The organism is Flagellimonas oceanensis, assembly GCF_003992595.1.
GTDB lineage: Bacteria > Bacteroidota > Bacteroidia > Flavobacteriales > Flavobacteriaceae > Flagellimonas > Flagellimonas oceanensis.
In genome coordinates this window covers 147,909-168,919 of the sequence record NZ_RZNA01000049.1, presented here as the reverse complement: position 1 = coordinate 168,919, position 21,011 = coordinate 147,909, and the positions used below count along the sequence as shown (strand labels likewise).

General features: G+C 37.6%; 18 protein-coding genes. 16 read left to right on the top strand and 2 right to left on the bottom strand.

All coding sequences use genetic code 11. The features are described 5' to 3' along the window. Nucleotides 1–45 precede the first annotated feature (45 nt). On the bottom strand, nucleotides 46–1,071 hold the full coding sequence (locus EO132_RS16645; protein WP_127138944.1) for an NAD-dependent epimerase: 1,026 nt from the start codon (nucleotides 1,069–1,071) through the stop codon (nucleotides 46–48). A 443-nt stretch (nucleotides 1,072–1,514) separates the two neighbouring features. Between EO132_RS16645 and EO132_RS16640 the strand changes: the two genes are divergently transcribed. From EO132_RS16640 to EO132_RS16610, 7 genes are all read left to right on the top strand, one after another. Further along, nucleotides 1,515–3,059 (top strand): hypothetical protein, encoded by a 1,545-nt coding sequence (locus EO132_RS16640; RefSeq protein WP_127138943.1) that lies wholly within the window; start codon nucleotides 1,515–1,517, stop codon nucleotides 3,057–3,059. A gap of 551 nt (nucleotides 3,060–3,610) precedes the next feature. Then, nucleotides 3,611–4,612, top strand: coding sequence for an MBOAT family O-acyltransferase (locus EO132_RS16635; protein WP_235856492.1), 1,002 nt, complete (start codon nucleotides 3,611–3,613; stop codon nucleotides 4,610–4,612). 3 nt (nucleotides 4,613–4,615) lie between these two features. Continuing rightward, the gene (locus EO132_RS16630) at nucleotides 4,616–5,545 is read left to right on the top strand and encodes a hypothetical protein (protein WP_127138941.1); all 930 of its coding nucleotides are present in this window, start codon (nucleotides 4,616–4,618) and stop codon (nucleotides 5,543–5,545) included. A gap of 207 nt (nucleotides 5,546–5,752) precedes the next feature. Further along, on the top strand, nucleotides 5,753–6,886 hold the full coding sequence (locus EO132_RS16625) for a DegT/DnrJ/EryC1/StrS family aminotransferase (RefSeq protein ID WP_127138940.1): 1,134 nt from the start codon (nucleotides 5,753–5,755) through the stop codon (nucleotides 6,884–6,886). Then, complete coding sequence (locus tag EO132_RS16620; protein WP_127138939.1) at nucleotides 6,883–8,829, top strand: polysaccharide biosynthesis protein; 1,947 nt, start codon at nucleotides 6,883–6,885, stop codon at nucleotides 8,827–8,829. Before EO132_RS16625 ends, EO132_RS16620 begins: the two co-directional genes overlap by 4 nt. 13 nt (nucleotides 8,830–8,842) lie before the next feature. Further along, the gene (locus EO132_RS16615; protein ID WP_235856491.1) at nucleotides 8,843–9,610 is read left to right on the top strand and encodes a polysaccharide biosynthesis/export family protein; all 768 of its coding nucleotides are present in this window, start codon (nucleotides 8,843–8,845) and stop codon (nucleotides 9,608–9,610) included. A gap of 42 nt (nucleotides 9,611–9,652) precedes the next feature. Further along, a complete protein-coding gene (locus EO132_RS16610; protein WP_127138937.1) occupies nucleotides 9,653–12,016 on the top strand; it encodes a GumC family protein in 2,364 nt (787 codons plus the stop codon). Nucleotides 12,017–12,021: 5 nt separating this feature from the next. Here EO132_RS16610 and EO132_RS16605 read toward each other — a convergent pair whose 3' ends face one another. Beyond that, a complete protein-coding gene (locus EO132_RS16605) occupies nucleotides 12,022–12,765 on the bottom strand; it encodes a tyrosine-protein phosphatase (protein ID WP_127138936.1) in 744 nt (247 codons plus the stop codon). A gap of 276 nt (nucleotides 12,766–13,041) precedes the next feature. Between EO132_RS16605 and EO132_RS16600 the strand changes: the two genes are divergently transcribed. The 9 genes from EO132_RS16600 (at nucleotide 13,042) to EO132_RS16560 (ending at nucleotide 20,994) form a co-directional block, all read left to right on the top strand. Next, the gene (locus EO132_RS16600; protein ID WP_127138935.1) at nucleotides 13,042–14,316 is read left to right on the top strand and encodes a sensor histidine kinase; all 1,275 of its coding nucleotides are present in this window, start codon (nucleotides 13,042–13,044) and stop codon (nucleotides 14,314–14,316) included. Further along, entirely contained in the window at nucleotides 14,309–15,010 is a 702-nt protein-coding gene (locus tag EO132_RS16595; protein WP_127138934.1) for a response regulator transcription factor, read from the top strand. Before EO132_RS16600 ends, EO132_RS16595 begins: the two co-directional genes overlap by 8 nt. Before the next feature lie 49 nt (nucleotides 15,011–15,059). Next, nucleotides 15,060–15,287 (top strand): hypothetical protein, encoded by a 228-nt coding sequence (locus EO132_RS16590; RefSeq protein WP_127138933.1) that lies wholly within the window; start codon nucleotides 15,060–15,062, stop codon nucleotides 15,285–15,287. A gap of 166 nt (nucleotides 15,288–15,453) precedes the next feature. Continuing rightward, a complete protein-coding gene (locus EO132_RS16585) occupies nucleotides 15,454–16,185 on the top strand; it encodes a DUF3108 domain-containing protein (RefSeq protein ID WP_127138932.1) in 732 nt (243 codons plus the stop codon). 67 nt (nucleotides 16,186–16,252) lie between these two features. Next, the gene (locus EO132_RS16580) at nucleotides 16,253–17,017 is read left to right on the top strand and encodes a hypothetical protein (RefSeq protein ID WP_127138931.1); all 765 of its coding nucleotides are present in this window, start codon (nucleotides 16,253–16,255) and stop codon (nucleotides 17,015–17,017) included. Between the two features lie 110 nt (nucleotides 17,018–17,127). Next, the gene (locus EO132_RS16575; protein ID WP_127138930.1) at nucleotides 17,128–17,808 is read left to right on the top strand and encodes a DUF6799 domain-containing protein; all 681 of its coding nucleotides are present in this window, start codon (nucleotides 17,128–17,130) and stop codon (nucleotides 17,806–17,808) included. A gap of 71 nt (nucleotides 17,809–17,879) precedes the next feature. Continuing rightward, nucleotides 17,880–18,782, top strand: a complete 903-nt coding sequence (locus EO132_RS16570; RefSeq protein ID WP_127138929.1) for a hypothetical protein — start codon at nucleotides 17,880–17,882, stop codon at nucleotides 18,780–18,782. Between the two features lie 248 nt (nucleotides 18,783–19,030). Beyond that, nucleotides 19,031–19,294 (top strand): hypothetical protein, encoded by a 264-nt coding sequence (locus EO132_RS16565; protein ID WP_127138928.1) that lies wholly within the window; start codon nucleotides 19,031–19,033, stop codon nucleotides 19,292–19,294. A gap of 140 nt (nucleotides 19,295–19,434) precedes the next feature. Continuing rightward, complete coding sequence (locus EO132_RS16560) at nucleotides 19,435–20,994, top strand: SulP family inorganic anion transporter (RefSeq protein ID WP_127138927.1); 1,560 nt, start codon at nucleotides 19,435–19,437, stop codon at nucleotides 20,992–20,994. The last annotated feature ends 17 nt before the right edge of the window (nucleotides 20,995–21,011 follow it).

Below are 21,011 nucleotides of genomic sequence, written 5' to 3'. Positions count from 1 at the left end.
AGAATATCCGATAAAGTACTGATGACAATTAATTATTCTTCGGTATCAAACATTATAAAATTTCCTGTACCAATCAATAAAGGAATCCACGCCTTCTTGAATCGGTGTGTTGGGAGTATAATCATAATCACTTATTAGGGGGACAACATTGGCCCAAGTTCTTTCAACATCGCCTGGTTGCATGTCCATCATATTTTTTTGTGCTGTCGTTCCCAATTTATTTTCAATGGCCTCGATAAAATCCATGAGTTTTACAGATTTATTGTTGCCGATATTGTAAAGGTGATACAGTTCTTCCGAATTATATTTTTCGGTAAAATTGTCCTCCACTATACGTACCACGCCTTCAGTGATATCATTTATATACGTAAAATCTCTTTCCATATTGCCTTGGTTGAAAACATTTATGGGTTTCTTTTCCAATATGGCCTTTGTGAAAAGGAACATGGCCATATCGGGCCTTCCCCAAGGGCCATAAACAGTAAAGAAACGTAAACCTGTTGTTTTAAAACCAAATAAATGGCTATAAGTGTGTGCCATTAATTCATTGCTCTTTTTGGAAGCGGCATACAGACTTATAGGATGGTCAACGGAATCTGTTGTTTCGAAGGGCACTTTTTTATTGAGTCCATAAACGCTGGAGCTGCTAGCATAAACTAAATGCTTTACATTATTCTGTCTGCAACCTTCAAGGATATTCAAAAAACCTACAATATTGCTGTCGATGTAGGCAGATGGGTTTTCAAGACTATATCTAACTCCTGCTTGCGCTGCAAGATTACAGACTACATCAAACTGTTCTTCTTTGAACAAAGTATATATCGTATCGCCATCGGATAGATCAGTACGGATAAACTTGAAACCGGGAAATTTAGAGCTTTTGGTTAGCTCGTTCGATATGGAAGCTTTAGACTGTGTAACTCCCAATATATTTAACCTGGCATATTTTAAGCCCCTATCATAATAATCGTTGATGTTGTCCAAACCTATGACTTCATGTCCATGGTTTAATAAATTATGGGAGACGTGGAATCCTATAAAACCGGCAGCTCCGGTAACTAATATTTTCATAGATGTCTAATTCCTTGTAAAGATGAACAAATCAAATCAGTTTTGATTTTAGATAGGACTATATTTTGTTCAATTACGATATAAATCGGTAAAAGGTGTCCAATCTGAAAAGGAATATTTGTTTGGAACCCCCTAAATAATTCGACGATAAATAAATCATGTTGAAATTATATACACTATTAATTTGTTAAACTAAAACTAATGGAAAGTGTAGCTCATCGATAAAATAATCTTTTTGTGTTAAAATTTTGGGTGAAACAATCCAAATAGACGATGAATAGCGTAATGTAAAGCTTAAGAGCTTAGTTGAAATACGATTTTAAAAATCAGATAAATAACATGGTTTTGAAAAAAAAGTGCAATTCATCGAATAAATCTGTTTTTCAGCTGATTTTTTAAAACATGTTTTAATTTTGTCAAATGTAAAAATACACCCCATTATCATGAGATACCTCAATTTAAGTTGTTTGATATTTTTTTCCCTAACTATTTCATTAAATTTCTCCTGTACCAAAGATGAAGATATTTTTTCACAAGCACTAGATGAAAATATTCAAGAAGAGTTGGAGCAATCAAAAGAAGAAACAGAGACGGAATCTAGCGGGGAGCAAAATGAAGAAAATGATTTCCCTGGACAAGAGGATGAAAGTATAAATGCAAAAGATGTTGAAGGTGAGTTGAAAGCTTTCCCTAGTTGTGAAGGAGCAGGCTGTTATACCACTACTGGAGGAAGGGGAGGAGTTGTTTATCATGTCACTAACCTGAACAACTCTGGTGAAGGTAGTTTGCGTAATGCTTTTCAGGTTTCTGGTCCGGTAATTATAGTATTCGATGTTTCGGGTATAATTAATTTGACTTCAAGTCTTACTGTTACAAGAGGAGATTTTACAATAGCAGGACAAACTGCACCAGCAGGTGGAATTACAATTGATGGGCATAGGGTTGCTTTTATTAATGTAAATAATGCCATTGTTAGATATATAAGGTTCAGGGGGGGGGTTAATGCTTCTGATGACAGTTTTGTGGCTAAAGAAAGAATTACAAATCAAGTATTTGACCACTGTTCCTTTTCTTTTGGTGGAGATGAAAGTGCCAGTTGGTATGCAACAACAAATGATTTAGTCGATAATTTAACAATTCAACGTTGTATCATTGCTGAGAGCGCTTCAACAGGGAGTATTGTGGGAGGATTAGCTGGTGTTTCTACCGTTGGCGATATTTCGATACACCATAACTTGTACTATAATTTAAAGCATAGATTTCCTAATATTTCTGGTGATAATGCAAATTTTGAAGTAATAAATAATGTAAGTTGGAGTATTTCTAATAGATTGATAAGAGGCAATGGAAGTTTTAACTTAAATCATATCGGTAATTACAATGACTATGGCAGGACTCCTATCAAAGACACTAGATTGAATATGTATGCTTACTCAGGTTCTGCTCCATCTATATACACACAAGATAATTTGATTATAGCTACAAGTTCGATGGAGCCATTAACCAATTCTGTTGCAGAATTAAATTCTAATAACTCGTTGAGTTGGAAATTTTTCTTAGATAATGGCAATATAAGTTCAGGTGACCAATTGTTTCAAGATTACTTTACATCTGAAAGACACCCTATGTTGGGGTATCCAATTAATATTCAAAGTCCAGAAGATGCTTTCAATAGCGTGAAGTCTGATGTTGGATGTAATAAAAGACTAACCGCAGGAGGAGAAGTGGTATCTAACTTGGATGAGTTGGATTCTAAATGGTTGGATAATGTGCAATCTGGAATTTATGAAGAAAAACTATCAAGTAATCAATTTAATGTTCCCTCATTTATTGGAGGAGATTCGTATTTAGATAGTGATAGAGATGGAATGCCTGACATATGGGAGGTTTCCAGGGGCTTTAACCCAAATGTTGATGATAGTAATGCTGATATGGAAGGTGATGGGTATACTAATATTGAGGAATTTATTAATCTAATAGATTACTAGCATTGACTTAAATATCAAAACTATTAACACCAACACCTTGCATTTGCAGGGTGTTTGCTTTTCATCTTTTTTTTAGGACAATCATCTTTAATTCTTTTGTAAGCGGTGCGACTGATTATCTTTGGGGTCTCAATTTAAATTAGGCATCGACTATGCTTTTTAATTCACTGGCCTTCATTGTATTTTTTATACTAGTATTTGTCCTCTATTGGTCTATACCATCTAAATATGTTAGGATTCAAAATATACTGTTGCTCATTGCCAGTTATGTTTTTTACGGCTGGTGGGATTGGCGTTTTTTGTCGTTGATACTGTTTTCTACAATAGTTGATTATTTCTTGGGATTAAAAATTTACAATGCTAAAGCCAAAGCAAAGACCTATCTGGTTTTGAGTATTTGTACAAACTTAGGCTTGCTCGGAATATTCAAGTACTTTAATTTCTTTATCGAATCTTGGGTAGAGCTGTGGAAAATTTTCGGGTATGATATGCCCATAAGTACTCTAAATATAATTTTACCGGTTGGTATCTCCTTTTATACCTTTCAAACAATGTCATATTCCATAGATATATATAGAAAGGAACTAAAGCCAACACGTGATTTTATAAGCTTTGCTACCTTTGTGAGTCTATTTCCGCAATTGGTTGCTGGACCTATTGAAAGGGCCTCTAACTTGATACATCAGATAGAGGAAAAAAGGTATTGGACCCATAAACGATTACAGGATGGTATTTTTCAAATTTCTATAGGCTTTTTCAGAAAAGTAGTGGTGGCCGATTCCATTGGTGCACTTATAGATACCATTTATAATTCCCCGGATGTTCACAACTCCTCCAGTATTCTGATGGCGGTTATTCTATACTCATTTCAAATATATTTTGATTTTAGTGGCTATTCAGACATTGCCATCGGTACCGCCAAACTTTTGGGGTTCGATTTCAAGCAAAATTTCAATTTGCCCTATTTTTCAAGCTCCATTACAGAATTTTGGAGAAGATGGCATATTTCGCTCTCTTCTTGGTTAAGGGATTATCTCTACATACCACTGGGAGGGAACCGCAAGGGGGTGTTATTGCAGTACAGGAATTTGTTTATTACCATGCTTCTAGGTGGTTTATGGCACGGAAGCAGTTGGAACTTTGTTATTTGGGGATCTATTCATGGAATTTTATTGGCGGTGGAAAAAAGGTTTGACCTAATTCCTAGAAGATATAAGTTCTTAAATAACGTAATCATCTTCCTTGCGGTATCTTTTGTTTGGATTTTCTTTAGGTCATTGAGTTTTGAGGACTCTAGTATTATGATTCAAAAACTGTTTAGTGCGGGGTATGGAATACCCTATATTGGTAGTATGAACATATTGGCGACGGTGCTGTATGGTTTATTTTTGATGATTCTATTTGATATTTATCTTTTTAGGTCCAAGATTAATTTAGAGGATGTTGGGTCCTCGCTTAAGACCGGCACCCTTATTTGCAGCATCACTTTTATTACTATCAATATCCTGTTATTTTATTCCAGTGCCAGCAACTTTATTTACTTTCAATTTTAAGCAATGAAAAAGTCACTATTTCTTATTCTGGGTATTTTTTTGGCAATCATTGTTAGCGACAGGATCGTTTATGGCGTCATCAAACATTTTGAAAAGCAAATTTTTATCGGTGACAGTGCGGGCAAGGTAAATTATTTCAATAAAATCAAGGATTCGACCGATATTCTGATTTTTGGTAGTTCCAGGGCTGTTCATCATCTTGACCCAAAGGTTTTTGGTGAATCTTGTTTTAATATGGGAGTGGATGGCAAACGAATAGCCTATGCAACAGGTCTTGTCCAAACACTCAAGAAAAAAAAACAAACTGTTTTTGTCCATATCGATCATGTTAAATTGTTTGATTCACAGTATGACGGCGTGGATGTTTTGACCCTTTTGAACAAGACTTCTGATAATTCCCAACTAAGATCATTTTTGATGGATGTGTTTCCAGAAGATGTTTGGATATCCGATGTTTTCAAATGTTATTCTTACAATGGAAAAGTCTTCCCTATATTAAAGAATTATGTTTTTCAGAACAAAAATGTTAAAACCGATGGGTTTGCTCCCTTGGCACCGGATGAAGAGCAGAAAGCCATTTTTAAAAACATGGTGAAAAACAGGAAGGATACTCTACTAAGAACTCTAAATAAGCCCTATGTGGTAAATCCTTTGGTGGAAAAGTGTATAGATAGAATTATCGAAATGGGTAGACAGAATAAATCCGAAATCATTTTTTTTACATCCCCTTCACTTTTCCAAATAGATGATGAGGTCAGGGAAACGGTCAAATCGTATTTTAATTCCAAAGGAGTAAACTATATTGATGATGTTGATTTTTTTAAGGGAATCGATTATGATTTATGGCAGGATTACACACATATGTCGGTCAAAGGGGCAGAATTATACTCAGAACATTTTTACAGAGAGTTTCAGGAATTAAAAAACAAATAGACAAGTTGGTCGTTTATCTATAGCCATCTACATTTAAAACAGTTTCTTGAATCATTATTTTGTTATTGTTGGTTGAGAACACTTAATCGATTTTTTTTTGTCTTTAGCGAATAGTGCCGTAAAAACATCAAATGGCTCAAATTTCATATTACATTTACTCTCGAGAATTAAAATTCTTATCCTACTTATATCAACCCAAAACTGAAAATGGAAACCACAGTATTAAAGAAAATATGGCTGTCGCCTCCTCATATGGGAGGAAACGAAGAAACCTATGTTAAGGAGGCCTTCGACACCAACTGGATAGCCCCATTAGGACCCAATGTCCACCATTTTGAAAAGTCCATTGAAGATTTTATCGGCAAAGCTACTTATTCAGCTTGCCTTAGTTCGGGAACCGCGGCTATTCACTTGGGGCTTGAGCTTTTAGGTGTTGGTCCAGAAGATGAAGTCATTTGTCAGAGTTTTACATTTGCCGCTTCGGCAAACCCAATCACATATTTGGGCGCAACTCCAATATTTGTAGATAGCGAGAAGGAAACGTGGAACATCTCACCTGAGCTTTTGGAAGAAGCTATTAATGATAGATTGTCCAAAGGAGTAAGGCCAAAGGCCATTGTTGCAGTTCATTTGTATGGCATGCCATACAAGGTGGATGAAGTTCATGCTATTGCCAAAAAATATGGGATTCCTGTAGTTGAAGATAGTGCCGAAGCTTTAGGCAGTTCTTACAGAGGTTTTAACTGTGGCAGCTTTGGAGATTTTGGTATTTTATCTTTCAATGGTAATAAAATAATAACTACCTCCGGAGGAGGTGCATTATTAAGTAGTAGCCAAGAGTGCAAAGAAAAAGCCATTTTTTTAGCTACTCAAGCAAGAGATAATGCCCCTCATTACCAACACTCAAAAATTGGGTATAATTATAGAATGAGCAACATTTTGGCGGGTATTGGTCGCGGACAGATGGAAGTGCTCAAAGATAGGGTGGAAGCCAGACGACATAATTTCGATTTTTACAATGAGCATTTGTCAGAACTTCCTGAAATTGAGTTTTTACATGAACCTGAAGGAAGTTATTCAAACAGGTGGTTAACTTGCATACTGACCCCTTCATTTGATATAAGAGAAAAATTAAGGTTGGCCCTTGAGGTAGAGAATATAGAATCAAGGCCATTATGGAAGCCAATGCATTTACAACTGGTTTTTGAAAAGAGTACTTCTTTTGTAAATGGAGTAAGCGAAGACCTTTTTGATAGAGGTTTGTGCTTGCCAAGTGGATCAAGCCTAGAACTTGAAGATTTGGAAAGAATTTGTGGAATCATTAAAAACGAATTGAAATGATCAAGGAATTCTTTTTTAGGAGAGGAAAGCGTTATGCCTCAAAATGGACAGTGTTGGCAATAGACCTTTGTGTTGTTTCCTTTTCATTTGTATTGGCTTATTTTATCAGGTTCAATCTAAGTTTCAATTTCGATGTTAATCGTTTATGGACTCAACTTCCTGTTGTTGTATTGTTGTTCTTAGTTTCATTTTTGATTTCTGGAAGTTACAAAGGTGTGGTGAGGCACACGGGAATAAAGGATGTTTACGCTATTTTTAATGCAGTATGCTTAGCAAGTATTGGAGCAATAGCAGTTGTTCTGACTAATAGGTATATGGACTTGGTAAATGGTTTTACAATCCCTTTGTCCATTATCATCATAAACAGTTTGTTGACTTTCATTACCTTGGCAGCATCAAGATATGTGTTTAAAATTGCCTATGAGAGCATTATGAAAAATGGTCAAGCTCCATCAAAGAACTTGATAATTTATGGCGCAGGGGAATCAGGAATAATCACATATAATACACTTACCAATCATTCCAAAATGGATGTAAAAGTGATTGGGTTTGTTGATAACAATCTACAGAAAGTGGGTAAGCAAATCAACGGTGTAAAAGTTTATAACAAGTCCATTTTAACTGAAGACTTTGTTAAGTTCAACAATATTTCAGAAGTGATTTTTTCCATTCAGACCATCAGTCCAAAACAGTTGAGGACATTGGTGAATGAGATTGTTGATTTGCCTGTAAAAGTTAAGATTGTGCCTCCCGTGGAAGACTGGATCAATGGGGAACTAAAGGTATCGCAAATCAAAAGGGTCCAGATAGAAGATTTATTGGACAGGCCACCAATTGAGATTAGGAACACGAAGGTTGTGAAAGATTTTGATGATAAGGTCATTATGGTCACAGGAGGAGCCGGATCCATTGGAAGTGAGTTGGTCAGGCAAATCTGTAAGTACAATTACAGGACGTTAATTGTAATAGACCAAGCTGAGTCTCCACTCTACGACCTTCAACAAGAATTGAAACAGGCTGGGTTCTTCAATTTTGTCCCAATTGTCAGTGACATCAGGGATAAGAATAAAATGCGAGTCCTTTTCGAACAATATCAACCAGACAGAATTTTCCATGCTGCTGCCTATAAGCATGTTCCTCTTATGGAACAAAATCCATATGAAGCAGTTAAAATAAATGTGGCAGGAACCAAAACCATTGTTGATCTTGCATCTGAATATAATGTGGAGAAGTTTGTGTTCGTTTCTACTGATAAAGCAGTGAACCCTACAAACATAATGGGAGCCACTAAGCGTATTGCGGAAATGTACATTAGCTGTAGACAACAAGACGGGGGAACCAAGTTTATCACCACTAGATTTGGCAATGTGCTGGGATCAAACGGTTCGGTTATTCCTTTGTTTAGAAAGCAAATAGAAAAAGGCGGCCCCCTTACCGTTACCCATAAGGATATCACAAGGTATTTCATGACTATCCCGGAAGCTTCCCAATTGGTTCTGGAAGCCGGAGCTATGGGCAAAGGAGGGGAAATCTTTATTTTCGATATGGGAGAGTCCGTTAAAATTATGGATTTGGCCAAAAACATGATTCGTCTTTCCGGACTAACTTATCCCGACGACATTGATATTAAAATTACCGGCCTAAGACCAGGTGAGAAATTGTTTGAGGAGCTTTTGGCAAATGGAGAGAATACTCTTCCCACTTATCATGACAAAATTATGATTAGTAAGGTTAGAGAGATAAATTATGCTAAAGTTCGAACCATGATAGATGAATTGTGTATCTCCAACCTTTTCTTTAGGGATAATGTGGTTCAATTAATGAAAAGCATTGTTCCCGAATATATTTCCAACAATTCGGATTTTTGTAAATTGGACAAAAATAATCCACCAACGGAGATTAAAGAATCATCTCAAGTAGGATTTCCTCAACTCAACAACTAAAATGAATATTCCCATGTACCAAAAAATTAAGTTGGCGTGCTACACCGCTCTTACATGCCTAATTATCTCATGCACACCATCCAAAGATGTAGTTTATTTTCAAGATGCCACCCAGTTCGAAACATTGGTCGACGATAATACCTTTACCCCTAAATTTAAGGTTGATGACTTGGTAAGTATTCATGTATCAACATTAGACCCAGAGGCAAGCGCCCCTTTCAATTTGTTCAGAGGGGCAGAGGAGGGCATTGGAATGCGACCGGAGCAGGTAAATTATTTGGTGGATAAAAATGGGGAAATTGACTTTCCCGTTATTGGCAAAGTCAAAATTGAAGGTCTTTCCCCTGCTGAAACAAGACAGTTATTAAGGGAAAAATTGAAAGATTATCTTAAGGACCCGATTATTAATATTAGGATAAGAAACTTTACCGTTACAGTATTGGGAGCGGTAAATAGGCCGGGAACTTATCCTATAAATGGAGAACAAATTACCATAATGGAAGCTTTGGGTTATGCTGGAGATATAAACATAAAGGGGAAAAGGGATAATATAATGGTAATACGAGATTTCGATGGAACTAAGGTATATAATCGCATAAACTTAAATAGTAAGGATGCATTAAAGTCTCCAGTATATTATTTGACCCAAAACGATGTTATTTATGTAGAGCCTAACAAGTCTGGAAAAACACAATCAAGCTTCGATCAAAGAGCATCCATAGCTGTTTCTATTATATCCGTTTTAATTACTTCAACAGTTGTTTTGTTGACTCGGAATTAAGAACTAAACTAAATAAATTGAGAATTTTCACTTGAAATTACAATGATAAACGAAGAACTTGACCTTAAAAGTAGTTTACAATCATACTTGAAGCATTGGAAATGGTTTCTTTTGAGTGTTTTAGGTTTTGGTATATTGGCATTTGTATACTTGCGTTATACAGTGCCGCAATATAGCGCGGCAGCAAAAATTCAAATTCTTGAAGATAAGAATGCTTCCTCTGAATTAAGTGCTCTACAAGATTTAGATTTTTTTTCAGGTGGAAAGACCAAGATAGAGGATGAAGTGGAATTATTGAAATCACGTGGTAATTTCACTCAAGTTGTTAAGAAACTAAAATTGAATGTTAGGTATTTTGTATTGGGACAAATTCGGGATTCTGAGTTATATGGGGGTAATTTTCCTTTTTCAATTAATTTTATCTCGGAGGATTCAGTATCGAATAAATTGAAATATTCGTTTTTCATAGATATAAATTCTAACACATCATTTCAATTTGGGGAAGATGAAGAAACTCCCTTTAAGAAAAAAGATTTTGGTTCGAAAGTGAATACTGAAATTGGAGACATGGTTCTAGTTCCTAACGCTAGGTTTATCAGTTCGTTTAAAGGGGAAAGATTAAAGGTTGTCATAGAACCCATCTATTCGGTTGCGGCTAGATATAGGAATGAAACACAGGTGGCAGCAGCTGATAAAATGTCGAATATTATAAATATAACGTTAAATGACCCCAATCAAGACAGAGCTGTTGATGTTATAAATGAATTAATACTAACGAATAACGCAAATGCCGTTGCGGACAAAAAGGCCATAGCTGATCGAACTACCAAATTTATAAATGATAGGATTTCAGAGATTTATTCAAATCTTTCATCTGTGGATGAATCAGCGGAAACCTTCAAAGAAAGTAGAGGGATTGCCGACCTTGGTTCTCAATCCAATGTGAACTTTAATCAAAGTGCAGCGGGCGAGAAACAATTGCAGGAAGCAAACATTCAGCTGAACATTGCCAATTCCATGAAAGATTTAATCAGTAACCAAAGTGGTTATGATGTAATACCTACTAATGTTGGTTTAAATGACCAGGGTATTTCTAGTGCAGCGCAAAGGTATAATGAATTAGTCTATAGAAGGGATAGGTTGCTTGAGAGTTCCAATGAAAAAAACCCGGTTATCGTTAACCTTAATCAGCAATTGGAGTCGTTAAAAAAAGGTATGCAATCCAGTTTAAATAATGTGACTAATAATTTGAATTTGCAGGTAAACAGTTTAAGTAAACAATTATCCCAAATTAATTCAAGAATTTATGCAGCCCCAAGTAATGAAAGAGCTTTAAGGGATATTTCACGAAAACAACAAACGACAGAGTCTCTTTACCTTTATTTATTACAAAAAAGAGAAGAATCTCAAATAGCATATGCTTCTGCAGCTCCAAAAGCAAAAATTGTTGATAGTGCATATGGGTCTAACCGACCTATTTCTCCCCAACCTAAAATGGTGTTTTTGCTGTCAATTATTGTGGGTCTGTTATTGCCTTTTTCAGTAATATATGCCAAGGACTTACTTGACAACAAAATCCATAATAAATTGGATTTGGAAAAAATTGCTGGAGACATCCCCGTTATTGTAGAAGTCCCTAGATTGGGTAAAAAAGATCACAGATTAGTAAAAAAGGAAGATAGGTCTGTTTTGGCTGAATCCCTTAGGATTTTAAGAACCAACCTGAACTATATTCAAAGGTCACATCAATCTCCTCGCGATAATATTATCTTTGTCACATCTAGTGTACCTGGGGAAGGAAAAACTTTTATTTCTTCTAACCTTGCTGCTATTTATGCCAATACAGGTAAAAAAGTACTACTTATTGGTGCTGACATCAGAAACCCTAAGTTGTACGATTTTTTTGCGACCGATGATATGATACAGGACGGAAAAATGAAACCTCGTAGAAGTACCAAGGATGGATTGACAGAATATTTAGTAAATCCTAACCTGAATGTTCAGGATATTGCCGTTCCTGCACAAGTAAATGAAAATGCTATTGATATTATCTTTTCTGGAAAAATACCACCTAACCCAACAGAGCTGTTGATGAACGAAAGGATGGAGGAACTGTTCAAGACCGTATCTGAACTTTATGATTATGTCGTTGTGGATACAGCTCCATTGATGGTGGTGACAGATACCGTTCTCATAAGTGAATATGCAAGCCAAATTCTTTATGTAGTCAGGGCAGGGGTTACTGAAAGAAAAGTTTTGGACTTTCCGATGAAACTCAAAAAGGAAGGAAAGCTAAAAGGACTTTCATTTGTGGTGAACAATGTGAAGCAAACCAATTTGGGCTATGGAGGTAAATATGGTTACGGATATGGGAAATCCGTCAAAAAATGGTGGAAATTTGCTTAGGTAGCTTAATAAAAAGACTGAATGGTTCTTTCGATGACTGGGTATAATCTGGTCAATAACTTTTTTGAAACCTTGATTTCCTTCAGCAAACCAAGTTGCCTTTTGTTATGAACATCTGTCCCAACAAAATCTATCAAACCGTCTTCCAATAATTTGTCCGCCATTTTCACTACTTCGGGGCCATATGAATCAGGTGTCAGTGATAGTAAGTTGAGTTGGAATAAAATCCCTTTGGTTTTCATGGACGGGTATTTCCCATATTTTCCATGGTAGTACATGTATCGCTCAGGATGGGCCAATATCGGAAAATATCTATGTTGTGCAATTTTTTCGATAGAAACATCAAAATTCAAGGAAGGTTGTAGGAAAGACATTTCAACCAAAAGATAATCATTTTGCAAGGGCATTATTTTTTCGTTCTCCAAAATGTTCTCAAAATTGTCATCGATCATGTGTTCGGCGGCACATTGTATTTTGGTGTCCTGCATACCATTTTTGTCCAACTCCCTTGAAAGCTTGTCATAAGCTTTATTGATAGTGTTTGGAGTATTGTTATAATGGTTGTGCATGATATGGGGAGTGCAGATGAAGTTGGTCATTCCAAACTCCGAAAAACCTTTGAGTAGTTCCAAAGAATCATCGACCGTTTTAGCGCCATCATCTATACCGGGAAGAATGTGGTTGTGGATGTCCACCAACCCATGCAAATGGTCCACCAAGTATTCTTTCTTTTGAAAAAAACTGAACATGATTAAAATTTGGAGTGCTAATATAATGGATATGCAGACGTAATCAATTGCAGTGAGGATAAATTCAGCATACTGAATTTATAAAAACAAAAAACCGACTTCATCAAAGCCGGTTCATTGGATTCACTACTTGTATATGTTTTTAACTAAACTCAAGTACTAAGTTAAACCTTCAATTGGCTTGTAGGGGTTAACGAAAGATCAAAAAGGTTAATGAAAGATTAATAGGGTTAACCATTGGGTAAATAGCTGGTATATTTTTGTTTATTTAGCGGTATGCTGACCAAGAGAAACCTGTATGTCCTGATTTTTGTTGTTGCCGTTGTGGGCCTTTTGGTGGTGCAGTACCAATATTTGAGGGTTGGTTTGGGGCTCGCCAAAGCACAATTCTCCGATAAAATGGACAGGGCCCGTGAGAATATCAACAGCGAATTATCCGAAGTGAATACGCTGACCTACACTCTTGGAAATGCCATCCAAAAGGATACTTCGGAAGTAAACATAGGGCTGGACAGTCTGGTAAGAGCCTCCCAGTATTATTTGAACGACTATATTTCTTATCAATTGAGCGTATCCGGTATCGACGCCCCTTTTTCCTATACTTTGTATTCTAGGGATTCCGTTACCTATTTAAGCTCCATCAAACCGCATCTCAAGGCGGATGATAATTTGACATACCCCATTCAAATCAAAGGATATTTGCCCGAACTATTGGATAAGGATGTAATTCTCGAAATAGGTTTTGAGGACCTCAACAAATATTTTCTTAGCCAGATACGAGGGTTGATCGTTCCAGGGCTATTGTTTCTTTTGATGATTGTCATCGTTGTTGTTTGGGTGTTGCGTTCCTTTTATTTGCAACGGAGTATCAATACCACCACCAATGATTTTATCAATAACCTGACCCATGAGCTCAAAACCCCTGTGTTCTCCATTGGGTTGGCCAGTAAAATTTTGGAGGCCGATGTTCCAGATAGTAAAAAGGCTGTGGTGGATATGATCCGAACGGAGTCCGACAGATTGAAAAAGCATATCGATAAGGTCTTGGAACTGGCTAGTATGGAGTCAGGAAAAAAACTGCTACAGTTCAAGGAGATTGATTTCAGGCCAGATTTAGTACGCATCTGTGAAGGGTTTGCGCTACTTGCAGAACATGAGGATATGGAGTTTGAGTACACATTGGGGGAGGGGCCATATACCATTCGAGCGGAACAGTTCCATCTTGAGAATGTGGTAGGTAATCTTTTGGAGAATGCCAGAAAGTATTCCGATGACCCTAAGATCCAACTAACTGCATATACCCAAAAGGGAAAGTTGCTCATCACTATTTCTGACAATGGCCAGGGAATTGCAAAGGAGGACATCAACAAAATATTCAGAAAATATTTTAGAATCAAGAACGGGGATGTACACAAAGTGAAGGGCTATGGACTCGGGCTCTACTATGTGCAGAAAATCATTAAAATGCACCGTGGAAAAATTTCGGTGGAAAGCAAATTGGGAGAAGGAACCACATTTACCATATCCCTAAAACTGACAAAACATGGATAAAACATACAAGTTACTTTTGGTAGAGGATGATAATTCACTTGGGTATTTGCTCTCCGAATACCTTGGGATGAAGGATTTTGCTGTTACCTGGGCCAAGGATGCATCCGAAGCTATGTTGAAAACAAAGACCAATGTATTTGACCTGGCTATTTTGGATGTAATGCTACCAGATATGGACGGGTTTGAACTGTCGCAGAAGATCAAAAGTATCAATCCGGAGCTGCCCTTCATCTTTTTAACGGCACGCTCCCTTAAAATAGATGTTTTGAAAGGTTTCTCTTTGGGTGCGGTCGACTATCTGAAAAAACCAATAGATGAGGAAGAACTTGTGGTTCGCATCAATGCCTTACTGGCCAGATTGGTCAGTGATACGGAACAAGAGGTTCAGGTCTCACAATATGAAATCGGGGATTATGTGTTGAACATGGATAATTTTGAACTCAGCTATCAAGGAAAACCGATAAAATTGACAGGTAAGGAGTTTGATTTGTTGGCGCTATTGGCCAAAAACAAAAACCATCTGTGCACCCACAAGGAAATCCTGACCACTGTTTGGGACAAGAACGATTATTTCAACAAAAAGAGCCTTAATGTTTTCATCTCCCATCTACGGAAACACCTGTCCCAAGACCCGAAATTAAGTATCGTCAACGTAAGCCGTCGAGGATTTATGCTTCGGATTGAAGGAGAATAGAGCAGGGTCTGGCTTGATTTTTGTGGCCTTTTTTTGTGAAATTCAGTTTATGTTCAAGTTTTTTAAAAATTCCCCCAAGCCCTCTTTGCATCAATTGGACCAGTTGTATGGTCAAACGATTTGTGAATGCCCCGTGCAAGAACAGATTTCCTATTGTCAAAGACTTATTGAAAGCTCACAATATCATTTGACACAATCTTCTCCCAAGGAGGAAATCGATTACTTCAAGAGTCTGATTGAGGCCGCAGATATTGAATTGAAAAAGCTTAAGCCATAAAATAGGTGTATTCAAACCCTTCCATTAACACCAATTACACCTTCCAAAAATTCAAAGGTTAAGGTACTTTCCATTAGAAAAATGTAACAATCGTATAAACCATACGACTGTTATTCCGAATGTTTCTCGATATGGAGAAAGTGCTTAACAATCTCAATTTATTTTCATGAAAAAAAATATCGCAACAATCCTCGGTGTCTTAGCCACAACTACCTATGGACAAGAAATCCTTACCCCGGAAAGTGACCCCTTAGAAAAAAATGCCATAACAGATGAAGCGTATACCTTGGATTGGTATATGGTCCAGGATTCCATAAAGCGTTCAGTGGGGAAAGTTGATACCCAAATCATGGTGAAAGATGATGAAATTAGCTTTGTGGTCAATGTGAACATCCCAAACGCCACGACTCCTTGGGTGGATACGACTATTGTTCAAAGAAAGGATTTTGCTCCGATTTATCATTCTTCCTACAATCAAAATAGGGATATGGTACTGAAATATGGAGATCGGTTGACAGGTTATTATTTTGATAAGAAGAGTGAGGAAAAAACAATTATCAATGAAAGTTTGCCAGCATCGATTTTTGATAGCAGTAGCTACCCTCAATTGATTCGATGGCTTCCTTTTGAAGATGATTTTAGCGCTGCTATTTCCATCTTTGATTACAATCCAAATGCTAAAATTGGGGAATTGTCCGTATCCATAAACCAAGTGACGTCCCATAAGATGAAGTTTAAGGGAAATACTGTGGATGTATGGAAAGTGGAAGTGACCGATGATATTAGTGACAACCAGGTACTCAACACCTATTATATAAGTAAAAACTCGAGAAAGCTCCTAAGACATATAATCGATATGAAAGGCAGGAAAATGATCATGGAAAGAGAAACCCCGTAAATTAAACGCCTCTCTCATTTAGTAAACATCCTAAAAGCAGTAACTTTAAGGTTGAAAAATAGACTCAATGAAAAAATCAATCCTCCTCCTAGCTTTATTATCCATTTGTATGAACGCATTTGCCACCGAGACCAAACTCATGGTTCGGGCAAAGGCAAAAGATGCCAAGTTTGTGGGAAGTTCCATCGGCGGAGCGCATGTCATTGTCCGCAATACCGTCAATGGTGAAATTTTGGCCGAAGGAAATACCACTGGCTCAACCGGAAATACGGATTTGATCATGAAAAGCGCCCACGAGCGCTACACCCAACTTTCCGATGATAAAACCGCTGGTTTTTTGGCCATTGTGGACATCGCTAAGCCTACTTTTGTCCGTGTGGAGGTACTTTCCCCGATAAATAAGAAAAATGCCCAGATTCAGGCCAGTATCGAACTTTGGTTGATCCCGGGGAAAGATATACTGGGAGATGGGGTAGTGGTGGAGATTCCCGGTTTTGTGGTTGATATATTAAAACCCAACACCCATCAATATATTGCTTTGGAATCCTTAACCGAATCAGGCTTGTCCATTGAGGCCAATATTGTGATGATGTGCGGTTGCCCGATTCAGAAAGATGGTATCTGGGATTCCAATCTTATGGAAGTAAAGGCCATTGTTCATAAGGATGGAGAGGCCTTCGGGGAAATCTCATTGGTCAATCCATCCCAAAACACATTCACAGGTACTCTGGACATTTCCGAAGCAGGTTATTATCAAATTACAATCTATGCCTATAATTCCACAACGGGTAACACGGGTGTGGACACAATCAATTATGTAGTGCGTGGATAGCATTTAGATTGATTCTATATTTCTGTCTTTCATTTGGTTGATGACCCAAGTCATAGGATTGACTGAACCTTGGCTCTACCTTGTTCTCTGTAATTTTTAAAACGAGTACCATGAAAAAAATGTTAACATTGGTGTTCGTTGTTCTTGGAACAGTGACACTGATGGCACAGGACAGGGATAGGGACAGAGTCCAAGATCCCGACCAAGACCGAGACCGTTTAATGCTGGTCGATGGCGATGTACTTCAAATTCGCGATCGAGACCAAATTCGTTTGCAAGATCCCATTACGCTGAACGATGGAACGGTAGTGAATCCAAATGGAACTTTTTTTACCCGAGATCGTGACAGGCTCAGGTTAAAAGATGGCGAATGTTTGGATAATGATGGGGTCAAGTACCGTAATGAGTATCAGTACCGTTACAAAATGATGCAATCTGACAACGGGCTTACCGATGTGCAGATTCAACAACGTAACCAAAACAGGTATCAATTGATGCTTATTGATGGTGATGTCTATCAAATCAGGACACAATCACAAAACAGATTGCAGCAACGACTTGAACTTGCCAATGGAATGGCCATCAACCCTGATGGAACCTACATGAATCAAGATCGTCAGCAGTTAAGGCTTCAGGATGGGGAATGTTTGAACCTGGCCGGTGAGAAATTCACTAACATGTACAAACATCGTAAAATGATGTTGCAAAAAAACATGAAGGCCATGAAGAACATGAAGTCAAAAAAATCCATGGATAAAGGTGCTCTTAAGAAAAAGGGAGCCATAAACTAATGGATTTGAATACAGGGCTTTGCTTTAAATTTCAGAGGCAAAGCCCCTAGTTCTTTTGTAAATAGTACATCATGAAACGTTGTTTTCTCATAGGTTCGATTTTGATGTTGGTCGTTATGGATGTTTTCTCCCAAAAGACAGAAAAAGGACAATCCAATAATGGGGATTCTTATTTCTTAATGGACCTGAGCTATATGAACGATGCCATTTTCATGGGAAGGAGAGACTCTATTGCGGCCCCATACCTCTTACCATCCGTAGGCTATTATGAAAAATCCGGTTTATTTTTCGATGCCACGGTCTCATATCTGACCAGTTCAGAGGAACAGCGAGTGGACCTTTTTTATCTTACCGGGGGGTATTTGTTCAATTCCGAGCGTTGGAGCGGTGGAGTTTCCGGAACGGCCTATTTCTATAATGATGCCAGTTACAATGTGCAATCGGAAGTGGTGGCAGACCTTACAGGCTTGGTCAGCTATGATTTTAAGCTTGCCGAAATATCCTTGTATGCCAGTTCTTATTTTAACAAGAACAGTTCCCCCGATATATTTCTTGGGACCATTTTGGACAGAACATTTTATGCAATGGATCGGCATCTGCTAGTTGCCCCCAGATTTTCTGTCTTTGCGGGCTCTCAATATTTTTATGAGGAATATTATACCACCAGTAGATTGGGCAATAGAAAAACGGGCAATGGGGGTCAGGGTAGTGGACAAGGTGGCTCCACGGACCCAGGAACCGAAGTGACCACAGTTCAAATTTCGGAAGCATCGGAATTCAATGTCCTCAATATGGAATTGAGTTTGCCAATGCAGTATCATTTTGATCAGTTTATACTATCCTTTACGCCCAGTTGGGCATTTCCACAGACCAGTGCTACCTTGACAACAGATGATGCTGTATATGAAGAAGACCTGAAGAACGTATTTTATTGGTCCCTAGGTATTAGCTATTGGTTTACCCTCGAGAAATAATTATAGGGTTCCTAAAAATGAAATCATCAGAATCCAAATGCTATGGATGTTAAATTTTAGGGAACTTTCAATGGGTAGTTTTATTATTATCAAATATTTAATCACATATCCATTTAACACTATTTTAATATAGTATTTTTTTAATAAGCATAATTTTGTTGTCAATAATTGATCAAATACGTAAATATGTTTAATAATTGATAATCAAGATAAAGCATACTATATCAAGCTTTTTAGTCCTTGTTTTTATGTCAGGTCTAGTTCATGAACTGATAATAAATTATTTGGATGATTCAGCCATTGTTTTTGAATTGGAGGGTTATGACAATCAAAATGATTCCGAATCATCCTTTGATGAAGATATCGTTGAGTTAGGAATTATTGAAGAACATTCTTTATTTATAACGGAGGTCATATTCGAAGAGTTGGCCTCTTCACATACCTACCTAATTTCCATCATCCAATTGATTGGAATTTCCCAGCCCACTCCTCCTCCGGAACATCTGGTATAACATACAGATATACCTCTTAACCTTAACAAAAATTGATATCAAGGTTTGTCCTTGGCATCTATTTGAACAAATCTTTTGCGCTTTGCCATCCATGTATTTTTCGGGCTGGCCCAATTCAAAATATTACTAATTACATATTCATGAAATTATTCAGTCATTGGAAAAGAGATTTTCCAGCGAGCTTAGTCGTTTTCTTTGTTGCGCTTCCTTTATGCCTTGGGGTGGCCCTTGCTAGTGGAGCCCCTCCCTTTGCCGGTCTTATCGCTGGATTGATAGGGGGAATATTGGTGGGCTATCTATCAGGTTCCTCAATTGGGGTAAGCGGCCCTGCAGCAGGCCTTGTTGTGATAGTTCTAAATGCCATTACAGAGCTGGGGAGCTATGAACTTTTTCTTACCTCCGTGATTTTAGCTGGAATCATCCAAATTTTATTGGGAATATTCCGAGCAGGTGTTATCGGTTACTATTTTCCCTCAGCTGTCATTAAGGGGATGCTCAGCGCCATAGGAATCATGATTTTTATACAACAAATACCCCTTGCATTTGGATTTACCGGTAATGTAAACACAGATCGTATTGATTTGAGTGGATTGCATGATCATATTACTCCAGGAGCTATACTGATAACCTGTATTTCTTTGGGTATACTAATGGTCTGGGACGGCTTTTTGACCAAACGAAATAAAATTTTCAAACTTGTGCCAGCACCTTTGATCGCGGTAATAGTTGGAATTCTTATCTATGTTACCATGGGGTCAAACGGCTTTTTTGCCTTGGAGACGAGTCAATTGGTAAATGTTCCGGTTCCTGAGGATGTGCCATCCTTTTTGGGTCAGTTTACCTTACCGGACTTTTCATCCCTTGCCAATGGTTCAGTTTATATTACCGCTTTTACCATAGCCATTGTTGCCAGCTTGGAAACATTATTGAGTGTGGAGGCAACTGATAAACTTGACCCTCAAAAACGACAGACTCCGACGAACAGGGAACTTATTGTCCAAGGGATAGGAAACAGTGTGTCTGGTCTGATTGGAGGAATACCGATTACCCAGGTTGTCGTGCGTAGCTCCGCCAATGTTATGAGTGGTGCCGTGACCAAATTATCGGCGATATTGCACGGTTTTTTGATCTTGCTGAGTATTGTAGCGATCCCAGGACTACTCAATCTTATTCCACAAGCAGTTTTGGCCAGTGTTCTATTGGTAATTGGATACAAACTCGCCAAGCCAAAATCCTTTGTTCAGATGTATAAATTGGGTAAAGCCCAATTTATTCCCTTTATAGTAACCGTTGTAGGGATTGTCGCTACAGACCTATTGAAAGGAATCGTGATAGGGTTGACAGTGGGTTTGATAGTGGTTCTTTTAAAGTCTTATTACAATTCTCACCATATGTTGATTAAAGAATACAAGGGAAAGAAAAATCTTTTTCATATCAATTTTGCCGAGGAAGTAACATTTATCAACAAAGGACCCATAATGAAGGAGTTGGATGCCCTGGAAAGAAACTCCTTTTTGGAACTGGATTTTAGAAAGACCAAGGTATTGGACTATGATATCCTGGAATATCTTGATGAATTCTCAATCAAGGCCAGAAACAACAATATTAACGTTAAACTCATTGCGGAAAAGGAAACCTTGGACAATCCTGAAAGTTTTAGAAAATATTTCGGGCATCAAGTGTTTCATTTAGAACATTGAAATTATCAACGAACTCC

Bases quoted from the DNA above. Each gene is read 5' to 3' on its own strand.
- EO132_RS16630 (WP_127138941.1), top strand. From the start codon at position 4,616: ATGAAAAAGTCACTATTTCTTATTCTGGGTATTTTTTTGGCAATCATT.
- EO132_RS16575 (WP_127138930.1), top strand. From the start codon at position 17,128: ATGAAAAAAATGTTAACATTGGTGTTCGTTGTTCTTGGAACAGTGACA.
- EO132_RS16590 (WP_127138933.1), top strand. From the start codon at position 15,060: ATGTTCAAGTTTTTTAAAAATTCCCCCAAGCCCTCTTTGCATCAATTG.
- EO132_RS16595 (WP_127138934.1), top strand. From the start codon at position 14,309: ATGGATAAAACATACAAGTTACTTTTGGTAGAGGATGATAATTCACTT.
- EO132_RS16585 (WP_127138932.1), top strand. From the start codon at position 15,454: ATGAAAAAAAATATCGCAACAATCCTCGGTGTCTTAGCCACAACTACC.
- EO132_RS16600 (WP_127138935.1), top strand. From the start codon at position 13,042: ATGCTGACCAAGAGAAACCTGTATGTCCTGATTTTTGTTGTTGCCGTT.
- EO132_RS16645 (WP_127138944.1), bottom strand. From the start codon at position 1,071: ATGAAAATATTAGTTACCGGAGCTGCCGGTTTTATAGGATTCCACGTC.
- EO132_RS16615 (WP_235856491.1), top strand. From the start codon at position 8,843: ATGTACCAAAAAATTAAGTTGGCGTGCTACACCGCTCTTACATGCCTA.
- EO132_RS16570 (WP_127138929.1), top strand. From the start codon at position 17,880: ATGAAACGTTGTTTTCTCATAGGTTCGATTTTGATGTTGGTCGTTATG.
- EO132_RS16580 (WP_127138931.1), top strand. From the start codon at position 16,253: ATGAAAAAATCAATCCTCCTCCTAGCTTTATTATCCATTTGTATGAAC.
- EO132_RS16565 (WP_127138928.1), top strand. From the start codon at position 19,031: ATGTCAGGTCTAGTTCATGAACTGATAATAAATTATTTGGATGATTCA.
- EO132_RS16560 (WP_127138927.1), top strand. From the start codon at position 19,435: ATGAAATTATTCAGTCATTGGAAAAGAGATTTTCCAGCGAGCTTAGTC.
- EO132_RS16625 (WP_127138940.1), top strand. From the start codon at position 5,753: ATGGAAACCACAGTATTAAAGAAAATATGGCTGTCGCCTCCTCATATG.
- EO132_RS16610 (WP_127138937.1), top strand. From the start codon at position 9,653: ATGATAAACGAAGAACTTGACCTTAAAAGTAGTTTACAATCATACTTG.
- EO132_RS16605 (WP_127138936.1), bottom strand. From the start codon at position 12,765: ATGTTCAGTTTTTTTCAAAAGAAAGAATACTTGGTGGACCATTTGCAT.
- EO132_RS16620 (WP_127138939.1), top strand. From the start codon at position 6,883: ATGATCAAGGAATTCTTTTTTAGGAGAGGAAAGCGTTATGCCTCAAAA.
- EO132_RS16640 (WP_127138943.1), top strand. From the start codon at position 1,515: ATGAGATACCTCAATTTAAGTTGTTTGATATTTTTTTCCCTAACTATT.
- EO132_RS16635 (WP_235856492.1), top strand. From the start codon at position 3,611: ATGTCATATTCCATAGATATATATAGAAAGGAACTAAAGCCAACACGT.